Here is a 10677-nt window from a genome sequence, read left to right as displayed (position 1 = left end):
CCCGACACCGTCTGACCGTCCCCGGAGACGCCGCCTCCGTTTCGCAGGGTCTGTCACCCTGTACCGTGAGACGGTTTACCATACATATCAGATACAAAGAATTAAGGACATCGGTTGACCTTATACAATCATAATGTACTGCCCACAGTGCGGGGCGCGGATGGCTCTGAACGACGAGACGACGAAGTTGAACGAGTACACCTGCAACACCTGTTACAACACCGAAATCGAGACCAAGCAGCCGGTCGCCGGCCACCCGCTCTGAGGTCTCGTTCTCTCCGTTTTCCGACCGACGAGCGGCCACGCCGCCCGTCGACCCCCGAGTTCATACGACCGATGGCGCGAGTAAGACGACCAGCGCGACGGCGATGAACAGTATCTTCAACACCGTATTGACGACGATTACCGTCGAGCCGAACTCGCGGCCCCAGATGCCGTACTGGAAGGGGATCGACCGTTTGAACGTCGAGACGGCAAAGGAGACGATTCCACCCACGAGCATCGTCGCGACGGCCGCCCGCGCGGTGAACGTCCCGTTCTCGACGAGCGGTGCGATGAAAATCGCGCCGTTCGTCGTGTCCACGGCGAACACCGCGATAGTCGGAATCGCCGCACCGGGGAGACCGAGCGCACCGGTGACGGGCGCGACCGCGGCGGCGATGCCGAGTGCGTCCGGACTGCCGAACAGCGCCGCGACGATTTGGTCGTAGTACGCCACGAGCGTCGCGACGACAAGATAGACGGCCAGCAGGCGCGGCAGGATGTCCCGGATCTTCTCGACGGTACTCTCGCCGGCCGCCCGGAGTTTCCTTCGGCGGTCGCGCGCACTGCCTCCGTCGGCCTCGACGGCTGCGTTCTCGTCCACGTCGGCCTCGACAGTGGTGTCGACGTTCGAGTCCGAGAGCAGCAGTGCCCCGGCCGCCACACCGGTCGCGGTAATCGCGAGCGAGATGAGCGCTCGCGCGCTCACGTACATGAGACCCACTTCGAGACCGAGAATGGGTATGAGCACGGGCGCATAGAAGGTAAAAATGTGCTGGGCGAACCCAAAGAAGGTGTTCATCGTCACGGCCACGAGCGTCGCGCGGTCGTCGAGCAGGCCGGCTTCTCGGTACTCGGCGAGCATCCCGTACCCCGCGGTGGGTGAGGCCGTCGTCGCCAGAATCGCCGTTCCCACTTCTGGCGGCAGGTTCGCCGGTCGTGTCAGCGGCCGCGCGAAACCCGCGACGTACTCGACGGCGCCGAACTCGACGGCGACGCTGGCTAGGCCGACGCCCAGTGCGATGAAGACGGTAATCGACGCCACGCGGGTGAGCACCTCGATCAGCAACGCTGTCGGCGTCGGTGACATCCACCGTTGTTTGGTGACTGACGGGCAAAGCCCTGACTATCCCGCGGTCAGACTACCAACCGGACCACGACGAACAGGACGACCACGCCCAGCACGTCACAGACGTTGGTGACGACCGGGATCACCACGTCGTCGGGGTCCAGCCTGAACCGGTAGGCGGCGTAGGTCGTCACCAGCGTCACGGCCACCGCCAGCACCGCAAGCACTGCGCCGCTCCCGAACGCGACCAGAACGACTTTTTCGATGCCGAGTGCGGTGTCACCCACGAGCGTCTGTGCCAGCCACGCACCGGCCCCGACGACCGGAAAGATCGTGAGCGCCAGTCCGAACGTCGCCACCGCGTTACCCAGCAGGTACTCGTCTCTCGGCTCGAAGGAGAGTAATCCGAGGTGAACCACAGTCGAGAGCCGCGCGGCGAGGATGCTCCCGAGGTTGCCCGCCATCCCAATGGTGACGGGGACCAGCACGAGCAGCGTGGGGTACTGGAGTAGGGTGCCCTCGAAGGTATTGAGGACGAACCCGCTCGCGAGTTCGATGCCGGTCAGGACCAGCAGAACGGGGAGCATCGTGCGCATAATCGCCCCGGGAGACCAGCGCGTCTCCATCAGAGGCCACCCAGCCCGAGGACGATTCGCGTGGCGAGCAACAGCGTCGCGACACCGACCACGTCACCCGTGGTCGTGACGACCGGCCCCGCGAGTGTGTCGGGGTTGTACCCGCGCCGGTAGCCGACGAAGACGACGCCGACGACCGCCCCCGTCAGCAGGAGGCCGGAGACAAGGCCGGCGAGGCCGGCGATACCGGCGAGCGTGGGCAGGGGAGCGACCGACCGCCCGAGCACTGCGAGGACGACGAACGCGAGCACCGCCGCGAAGAGGCTGACGAGAAGCCCGTTGGCTAGCGCCGCTGCGACCGCCCCCCGCAACCGCTCGTCGTCCAAGTTTAGGTGCGGTTCAATCAACCCCTGGTGGAGCGCGGACGCCAGCCGCGCCCCAAGCGAACCGTAGACGTTGCCGCGAGTCGCCAGCAACGCGGGGACGAGCATCAGGAGGCCGGGAACCGCCTGCAGTTCCGCCTCCATCCCGCCGAGGACGACGCCGGCGAACAGACCACCGACCGCGCTTACCGCGAGCACCGGGAGCGCCTCGCGGTAGGCCTCGACGGCGACCTCGCGGACGGTCATTGGCCGCTCCAAGGAACCCCCGGAATAAAAACCCCGGTAGCCCGTCCGACCGCCGTGATGCGTGTGTGCGGGGCCCACGGTGGCCCGAAAGACTGACTCGTCGGCGGCCCAAGAACCGACCGTGACTGCCCCCCACGTGCTGTTGACGAATGACGACGGTATCGACGCCCCCGGACTGGCAGCCCTCTACGAGGAACTCACTGGGGTCGCGGAGGTGACCGTCGTCGCGCCGATGGACAACCAGAGCGGGACGGGTCGGACCCGGACCCACCGCACGACCCGCGAGGACCACCCGTGGGGCTACGCCATCGACGGGACGCCCGCCGACTGCGTGGCCTACGGAGTCGGCGGACTCGACGCCGACTTCGACTTCGTCGTCGCAGGCTGCAACCACGGTCCCAACGCGGGCAACTACGTCGTCGGCCGCTCGGGCACCGTCGGCGCGTGCATCGAGGCCGCCTTCCTCGACACGCCGGGCATCGCCATCTCCGCCTACCACGCCCAGGATTTCTTCGTCCACCCGCCCGAGGAGTACGACTTCGGGCGTCCCGCGAAGGTGGCCCGGGAACTGCTCGTCCGGAGTCGGAGTTCGGACGTGTTCGAGGCGGCCGACGTGCTGAACGTGAACGCGCCCGTCGACGTCCCCGAATCGTCCATGCGGCTCACCGACCCGCATCACGACTACGCGGTCGACGTCGAACACGAGGCCACCGAGCGCGACGAGGTCGACCTCGGAAAACCACGCGAGGGCGACATCGCACTCCGGGACGTCGTCTGGCCCGAGACCGTCGGCTGGGAGAGTCCCTTTCCCGCCGACGTGGACCTCCAGGAACGCTATCCCGAGGGCTCGGACCGACGCGCCCTCGTCGAGGGCGAGGTCAGCGTCTCCCCCCTGACCGCGCCCGCACTGTCGGTCGAGACTGGCTCCCTCCAACAGGTGGTCGATGGCTACAACGACAGCGAGCGAGCGCGCGAGCGAGGCCGCGACGAGCAGACCTGAGCCGACCACTTTCGCGTCTGCTCTTATATCGCCCGCCTCACGAGGGGGTTTCTTTACTGGACCGGAGCCGTTTGTATCGGACACAATGATACCATCGACAGCAGAGGCCAGCACCGAGACACGACCGACAGTTGCCGTCGGGAGGCGCTGACCGTGCGCGCCGCACGGTTCCACGGTCCCGACGACGGGTTGGCCGTCGAGGAGGTTCCCCGACCCGAACCCGGTCCAGGCGAGGTCCTGATGGATGTGTCCGCCTGCGGGCTCTGTCACTCCGACCTGCACCTGATGCACGGCGACCTGCCGATCCCGACGCCGCGGACGCTGGGTCACGAAGCCGCCGGCGAGGTTGCGGCGACCGGCCCCGGTGTCGACCACCTCGACCCCGGGACGAGCGCCGTCGTCTTCGGCGGCTGGGGGTGTGGTCACTGCGAGGTCTGCACCCGCGGCGACGACCAGCTCTGTAACGTCCTAAAGTGGGCCGGCATCGGCCAGGACGGCGCGCTCGCGGACTTCGTCGTCGTCCCCGACCCCAGATACGTCCTGCCGACCGAAATCGACCCCGTCGAGGCCGCGCCGCTAACAGACGCCGCGTTGACCCCCTATCGGGCGGTCCAGCGTGCCCGCAGGCACCTCTCGCCGACCGACACGCTCCTGGTGGTCGGAATCGGCGGTCTCGGACAGTTCGGGGTCCAGTTCGCCGCCATGAGCGGCGCGCAGGTCGTCGCCGCCGACCAGGACGCCGAGAAACTCGCGTTGGCCGAGACACTCGGTGCGGACGTGACCGTCGACGTGTCCGAGCAGTCCATACAGAGCGCGGTTCGGCGGGTGACCGACGACGGGGCCGACGCCGCCATCGACTTCGTCGGGAAAGACGAGACCCTGCAGGCCTGCGGGAACGCGCTCGGCACGCAGGGCCGGCTCTACATCGTCGGCATCGGTGGGGGCTCCTTCGAGCTCTCTTTCAATCCGCTGGTCGGCAGCGAACTCGTCTGTACCAACGTGTTCTGGGGGAGCATCGACCAGCTCCGGGACGTGCTCGACCTGGCCGAGGCGGGCCGCCTCGACGTGGGCGTCGAGCCCGTCGGCTTTGACGACCTGACCGCGACATACGACCGGCTGGAAGCTGGTTCGGTGGACCGGCGGGCCGTGCTGGTACCGGAGTGATTGAAGTTAAGTCCCCGGCGTCCCACGTCCGGATATGGCAGAAAAAAACGTCGGTGGCATCGACCGCACAGGTCGCGCACTGCTCGCAGTCGTCCTGACGGTAGTCGCCGTCGCCACGCTACGAGAGGGGAACCGAACCACGGGACTACTCGCGGGAGTCGGCGCGCTCGCGTTCGGGTTCAACGCCACGACCTGCTTCTGTGGCCTGAACGCGGCACTGGGAGTCGACACGACCGACGACGAGTAACTTCTTGGGGAAAGTAGAGGTCGGTACATTCTTCCCCGTCGGACCCGCACGTCAAGAACATGACCGAGTTTACTGTGAGTGGTCGATGGCAAGCACGTGATGGGTGGGAGAGCTTCGAAAAGACGCTCGAAGCCGAGAATGAAGACGTTGCTGTCGAGCACACGTACGCCGAGTTCGGTTCCAAGCACGGCCTCAAGCGCCCGCAGGTCGAAGTCGAGGAGGTGGCCCAATGAGCCTCGGTGGTGGCGGTGGCGGCGACGGTCAGCTCCAGCAACTCGCCGAGGAGATTCAAGCGCTCGAAGAGGAGAAAGAGGCCCTCGAAGGCGAAATCGAGGACTTGAAAACCGAACAGGCCGAAATAGACGAGGCAATCGAGGCGATCGAGACACTCGAATCGGGCGAGACGGTGCAGGTGCCTCTGGGCGGCGACGCGTACGTTCGCGCGGAGGTCCAAGACGTCGACGAGATAATCGTCTCGCTCGGCGGCGGGTACGCGGCCGAGCGCGGACAGAGCGCTGCTATCGACACACTCGAGAACAAACAGGACACGCTCGACGACCGGATCGAGGACGTTCAGGAGGAGATCGGCGAAATCCAGTCCGAAAGCGACGAACTGGAAGAGAAGGCCCAGCAGATGCAACAGCAGCAGATGCAACAGCAGATGGCCCAGATGCAACAGCAGGAAGGCAACGACGAGTAAGGGGCCATGTTCGACGGACTGAAAGACAAGCTCAACAGTTTTAAGGAAAACGTCGAGGAGGAAACCGAACCGGCCGAACCGGCCGAGGCGGCCGAGGAGGCCCGAGAAGCCCAAGCGGCCGCCGAAGGGCAGGCGGCCGAGTCTGCCGAGGAAACGGAGTCTGCCGACCCTGAGCCCGAATCCGAGCCAGAAGCCGACGACGGCAGTGACCGCGGGTTGATGGAGCGGGCGAAACTCGCAGCCACGGGCAAAGAGGTCATCGAAGAGGACGACCTCGAAGGACCGCTCGAGGAACTGGAACTGGCCCTGCTCTCATCGGACGTGGAGATGAACGTCGCCCAGGAGATTCTGCAGGGCATCCGCGAGAACCTGATCGGCGAGACCCGGTCGAAGGTCAAAACGACCGGACTGGTGGTCGAGGAGGCGTTGCGTGACGCGCTGATCGACGTAATCAGCGTCGGGCAGTTCGACTTCGAGCGGCGAATCGCCGAGGCCGACAAACCCGTCTCGATCATCTTTACCGGCGTCAACGGCGTCGGAAAGACGACGACGATCGCCAAGCTTTCGCAGTGGCTCGACGAGCGGGGCTACTCGACGGTGCTGGCAAACGGCGACACATACCGGGCCGGCGCGAACGAACAGCTCCAGCAACACGCCGACGCCCTCGACGAGCGGCTAATCTCCCACAAACAGGGCTCGGACCCGGCGGCAGTCATTTACGATGCCGCCGAGTACGCCGAGGCCAACGACGTGGACGTCGTCTTGGGTGACACGGCCGGGCGACTCCACACCAGCAACGACCTGATGGACCAACTGGAGAAGATCGACCGCGTGATCGAACCGGACATGACGATTTTCGTCGACGAAGCGGTAGCAGGCCAGGACGCGGTCAACCGCGCCCGAGAGTTCGACGACGTCGCCACCATCGACGGCGCGGTCCTCACCAAGGCCGACGCCGACCCACAGGGTGGCGCGGCAATCTCTATCGCACAGGTCACAGGCAAACCGATCCTCTTTCTCGGGACCGGACAGGACTACGACGACCTCGAACCGTTCGACCCTGCGGCCATCGTCGACCGATTGTTAGGATACGACGACGAGGAACCCGACGCCGGCGAGGCGGCGGCGTAGCCCTCCGGTCCGTCCTACTCCCCGGCCGCGACCGCCGAACCGACGTCGTCCCGCCAGTACGACAGGAGTGCGTAACTGCCGGCCACGAGCAGGAGAAGGCCGCCGAGACCGAGGACGGCCAGTCCGGGCTCTATGTCGAGGGTCACGGCGTCAGCGCCGGTCTCCGGACGACTCCCGGCGACGCGCTGCTGGATCCGGACTCGCGTGGCCCGAAACTCCCTGTAGTCGACGACCGCGACGGTGGTGACGAGGGTCCCAGTGAGCGCGGTGACGGCGGCCGTCTTCGGCCCGGGTCGGGACCTGAGGACCGCTGCGACCAGAACCGCGAGCGTCACCACGGCGAGGACGAGCGTGATCGTCCCGTCGCCGTCGAGGCCACTGACTGTCCGTGTCTTCGGGACGCTCGCGAGCGCCGCCAGTGTCGAGTCGAAGCGAAGCGTCACCCAGGGGAGGACGGAGCCGACCGCGGCGACGACCGCCCCGACGCCGGCCAGCAGGACCCACCACGGGATCGACACGCCAGTATCCATACGACACGAGGTGGCTCGGCGGCGTGAAGTCGGTTCCGGAACCGATGAGCGACGAACCGCCGACCATCCCCGACAGAAAAAGCCTTTACCGCTTGGCTAGCGTATCTGGGGTAACTAACCATGGTACTCGACGATCTGGGGAGTTCACTCCGGGGGACGCTGGACGACCTCCGAGGGAAGTCCCGCATCGACGAAGACGACGTGGCGGATGTCGTCAAGGAGATCCAGCGCTCGCTGTTGCAGGCTGACGTGGACACGAGCCTGGTGATGGAGCTCTCGGACAACATCGAACAGCGGGCACTCGAAGAGGAACCGCCCAGCAGCACCTCCGCCCGCGACTGGGTGCTCCGGGTTGTCTACGAGGAGATGGTCGATCTCGTCGGCGAGTCGACCGACCTCCCACTGGAGAACCAGACCATCCTGCTCGCCGGTCTCTACGGGTCGGGGAAGACCACCACCGCCGCCAAGATGGCCTGGTGGTTCTCGAAGAAGGGACTGCGCCCCGCAGTTATCCAGACCGACACCGACCGGCCCGGCGCGTACGACCAGGCCAAGCAGATGGCCGGGAACGCCGAGGTCGACTTCTACGGCGACCCGGACGCCGAGGACCCCGTCGAAATCGCCGAGGCTGGCCTCGAAGAAACACAGGACGCCGACGTGCGCATCGTCGACACCGCCGGTCGTGACGGCCTGAACGAGGAACTCATCGACCAGATCGAGCGCATCGACGGCGCCGCCGACCCCGACCGGAACCTCCTGGTCATCGACGCCGCGATGGGTCAGTCCGCGAAGGACCAGGCCCGCGAGTTCGAGGAGGCCATCGGTATCGACGGCGTCGCCATCACCAAACTGGACGGGACGGCGAAAGGTGGCGGTGCCCTCGCGGCCGTCAACGAGACCGGCTCCTCGATTGCCTTCCTCGGAACCGGCGAAACCGTCCAGGACATCGAGCGGTTCGAGCCCTCGGGGTTCATCTCCCGCCTGCTCGGGATGGGCGACCTGAAGCAGTTGACCGAGCGCGTCGAGCGCGCGATGGAGGAGACACAGGACGAGGAGGACTGGGACCCCGAGGACCTGATGGACGGGGAGTTCACCCTCCGGGACATGCGCCACCAGATGAAGGCCATGGACAACATGGGGCCGCTCGACCAGGTGATGGACATGATTCCCGGCATGGGCGGCGGACTGATGGACCAACTACCCGACAACGCTATGGACGTGACCAAAGACCGGATGCGCAGTTTCGAGGTCATCATGGACTCGATGACCGACGACGAACTCGAACACCCACGCTCTATCGGGCAGAGCCAGATCAACCGCATCGCCAAGGGGTCGGGGACGAGCGAGGACCGCGTCCGCGAACTGCTCGAACAGCACAAGATGATGGCCAAGACCCTGAACCAGTTCCAGGGCATGGGCGACGCCGACATGGAGCGGATGATGAAACAGATGCAACAGGGCGGCGGTGGCCCCGGCGGCCCCGGCGGGATGGGCGGCATGGGCGGCGGTGGCGGGCCGTTCGGCGACTAAACACGGTTCGCGGCGGTCTCCCTGAGAGCGGCGCTTGACGCCTTTCTCGCCGAAGAAATCGACAGGCAGTTCGACTACTCCTCGAACCCGTCCTCGAACCGGAACGTACCGTCGCGCTGGACGACCTCGCCGTCCACTTCGATACGTGAGTTATCTGACATATCGACGATCATGTCCACGTGCTGGGCGCTCTGGTTTTGTTCGTTGTCCTCGCCGACGGTCGCCTCGTAGGCCCGGCCGACAGCCATGTGGACGGTGTCGCCCATCTTCTCGTCGAACAGCATGTTGTAGGTGAACTGGTCGATGTCGCGGTTCATCCCGATGCCGAGTTCGCCCAGTCGCTTCGCACCGGGGTCGGTTTCGAGAATGCTCTCTAGCACTGCCTCGTTTTTTTCGGCGTCGTACTCGACGACGTCGCCGTCCTCGAAGACCAGTCGCGCCCCGAGGACTTCCCGGCCGTTCTGATACACCGGCTTGTCGAACAGGACCTCGCCTGTCACGGCGTCGGGGACGGGGGCGGTGAACACCTCGCCGCCGGGGAGATTGTGCTTGTTCGTGTCGTTGATAGCGTGGTTGCCCGCGACGGACATGGTCACGTCCGTCGTCTCGCCGGAGGCGATTCGAACTTCCTCGGCGTCGTCGAGAATCTCGACCATGTTGGCCTGAAACTCCCGCTGTCCGTCCCAGTCTTTGAGGATGGCGTCGTAGACGAAGTTTTCGTAGGCCTCGGTACTCATCTCGGCCAACTGCGCGTTGGCGGGCGCGGGGTGCTGTGTGAGCGTCCAGCGGTCGGTGAGCCGTTCGTTCAGGATGGGACTGTGAGCCTGCTGGTACGCCGCCGTCGTGTCGCTGTCCACGTCGTCCATCTCGGTGACGTTCTCGGTGGCTCGGATGACGACGTGACAGTCGGCCGACTCGACGAGCGCCTGCTCGTGGCCAGGCGTCTCGAACTCGACCCCGGCCTGGTCGGCCGACCGGAGGTACCCCCGGATGGCTCGACCGCCCCGGTTTGTCCGGATGGTCACGGGGTGGGCACCGCGGTCGCCAGCGAGTTCGTACAGGGCGACGATCAGGTCGTCGGCGGCCGGTTCGGCCTTGATAACGAGGTTGTCACCCGTGTCCAGGCTGACGGCGTCTGCAAGCACCTGCGCGTGTTCGCGGATGCGTGGGTCCATGTCACTGTGGAAGGCCGGTCGGCGGTAATCGTTTTCGGAAGCTAGCGGGGTTTGATCGTCGGAAGAGCCACGACCATGCGGGCGGGGCGGCGCACCGACCCGCGAACAGCGAGGCCTGAACGGTGAGAGACCGGCGGGTACTCCGACAACCGGCGACGAGGCGGAAGTCCCGTCGGAAACGACCGGCGACGCCCGAGCAGCGTGGTGCGCATTATAGGTTGAGCAGGCGCAATACCACGGCCTTCGGGCCGTGGATACGCGCCGTCACTTTGGGAAACGTCCCACCGTTCAAACGCCGGCCCCGAGTTTCCAATAATAACGTTTAATTTACAGGCCGCCGGGCTGTAAGCCAGGAATCGGTCGGAACGGAGCGGATTCCGGACCGTCCTTCGGAGGCGGCCTGTCCGCTCATGAAACGAGGTCGTTCGGAAATCGGAGATTTCCGTGATCACGAGAGACTTCGTCTCTTGGACGACAGTATCCGAAAGGGCACCCGGTGAACGTACATCCTTGAAGAGTGTATCTGTGCCGACTGCTCGAAGCGAACCAGACGATATCCCCGAGTCTGCTGACGCCTGCTGGCGTCCCTGTGGCACAAACAACACCGGGACGCCGTACACGGTCGAAAATAGGGGTAACGGCCACTTGGCATGGCCAGCAGTCCAC

General features: G+C 65.6%; 13 protein-coding genes. 8 read left to right on the top strand and 5 right to left on the bottom strand.

The genetic code is table 11. The features are described 5' to 3' along the window. Positions 1–133: 133 nt before the first annotated feature. Entirely contained in the window at positions 134–265 is a 132-nt protein-coding gene (locus Q0964_RS07580) for a hypothetical protein (protein ID WP_299265530.1), read from the top strand. 60 nt (positions 266–325) lie between these two features. Here Q0964_RS07580 and Q0964_RS07575 read toward each other — a convergent pair whose 3' ends face one another. The 3 genes from Q0964_RS07575 to Q0964_RS07565 are packed head-to-tail and all read right to left on the bottom strand — an operon-like array spanning position 326 to position 2534. Further along, positions 326–1351 (bottom strand): nucleoside recognition domain-containing protein, encoded by a 1026-nt coding sequence (locus Q0964_RS07575; protein ID WP_299265528.1) that lies wholly within the window; start codon positions 1349–1351, stop codon positions 326–328. Positions 1352–1398: 47 nt separating this feature from the next. After that, the gene (locus Q0964_RS07570) at positions 1399–1956 is read right to left on the bottom strand and encodes a magnesium transporter (protein ID WP_299265527.1); all 558 of its coding nucleotides are present in this window, start codon (positions 1954–1956) and stop codon (positions 1399–1401) included. Beyond that, on the bottom strand, positions 1956–2534 hold the full coding sequence (locus Q0964_RS07565; RefSeq protein WP_299265525.1) for a magnesium transporter: 579 nt from the start codon (positions 2532–2534) through the stop codon (positions 1956–1958). The genes Q0964_RS07570 and Q0964_RS07565 overlap by 1 nt, the downstream gene beginning before the upstream one ends. 121 nt (positions 2535–2655) lie before the next feature. On the opposite strand from Q0964_RS07565, the gene surE reads away from it, so the two are divergent. The 6 genes from surE to ftsY all read left to right on the top strand — a co-directional run bounded on the left by surE (position 2656) and on the right by ftsY (position 6776). After that, positions 2656–3534 (top strand): 5'/3'-nucleotidase SurE, encoded by an 879-nt coding sequence (surE, locus tag Q0964_RS07560; protein WP_299265523.1) that lies wholly within the window; start codon positions 2656–2658, stop codon positions 3532–3534. A gap of 153 nt (positions 3535–3687) precedes the next feature. Then, positions 3688–4698 carry an NAD(P)-dependent alcohol dehydrogenase gene (locus Q0964_RS07555; RefSeq protein ID WP_299265521.1) on the top strand — a complete coding sequence of 337 codons (1011 nt, stop codon included), beginning with the start codon at positions 3688–3690 and terminating at the stop codon, positions 4696–4698. Positions 4699–4732: 34 nt separating this feature from the next. Next, positions 4733–4945 carry a YgaP-like transmembrane domain gene (locus Q0964_RS07550; RefSeq protein ID WP_299265519.1) on the top strand — a complete coding sequence of 71 codons (213 nt, stop codon included), beginning with the start codon at positions 4733–4735 and terminating at the stop codon, positions 4943–4945. Positions 4946–5004: 59 nt separating this feature from the next. Beyond that, positions 5005–5178: a 50S ribosomal protein L18Ae gene (gene rpl18a, locus Q0964_RS07545; RefSeq protein ID WP_299265516.1), complete on the top strand. Its 174-nt coding sequence runs from the start codon at positions 5005–5007 to the stop codon at positions 5176–5178. After that, positions 5175–5645, top strand: coding sequence for a prefoldin subunit alpha (pfdA, locus tag Q0964_RS07540; RefSeq protein WP_299265514.1), 471 nt, complete (start codon positions 5175–5177; stop codon positions 5643–5645). Before rpl18a ends, pfdA begins: the two co-directional genes overlap by 4 nt. A gap of 6 nt (positions 5646–5651) precedes the next feature. After that, the gene (ftsY, locus tag Q0964_RS07535) at positions 5652–6776 is read left to right on the top strand and encodes a signal recognition particle-docking protein FtsY (RefSeq protein ID WP_299265512.1); all 1125 of its coding nucleotides are present in this window, start codon (positions 5652–5654) and stop codon (positions 6774–6776) included. A 14-nt stretch (positions 6777–6790) separates the two neighbouring features. On the opposite strand, the gene Q0964_RS07530 is transcribed toward ftsY, so the two are convergent. Continuing rightward, positions 6791–7306, bottom strand: a complete 516-nt coding sequence (locus tag Q0964_RS07530; RefSeq protein WP_299265510.1) for a hypothetical protein — start codon at positions 7304–7306, stop codon at positions 6791–6793. Positions 7307–7426: 120 nt separating this feature from the next. On the opposite strand from Q0964_RS07530, the gene Q0964_RS07525 reads away from it, so the two are divergent. Continuing rightward, complete coding sequence (locus tag Q0964_RS07525; RefSeq protein ID WP_299265509.1) at positions 7427–8836, top strand: signal recognition particle protein Srp54; 1410 nt, start codon at positions 7427–7429, stop codon at positions 8834–8836. Between the two features lie 74 nt (positions 8837–8910). On the opposite strand, the gene Q0964_RS07520 is transcribed toward Q0964_RS07525, so the two are convergent. Next, positions 8911–10011 carry an aminopeptidase gene (locus Q0964_RS07520; RefSeq protein WP_299265507.1) on the bottom strand — a complete coding sequence of 367 codons (1101 nt, stop codon included), beginning with the start codon at positions 10009–10011 and terminating at the stop codon, positions 8911–8913. Positions 10012–10677: the final 666 nt, after the last annotated feature.

The organism is Halorientalis sp. (assembly GCF_028275115.1).
GTDB lineage: Archaea > Halobacteriota > Halobacteria > Halobacteriales > Haloarculaceae > Halorientalis.
This window is presented reverse-complemented; position numbering and strand designations above follow the sequence as displayed.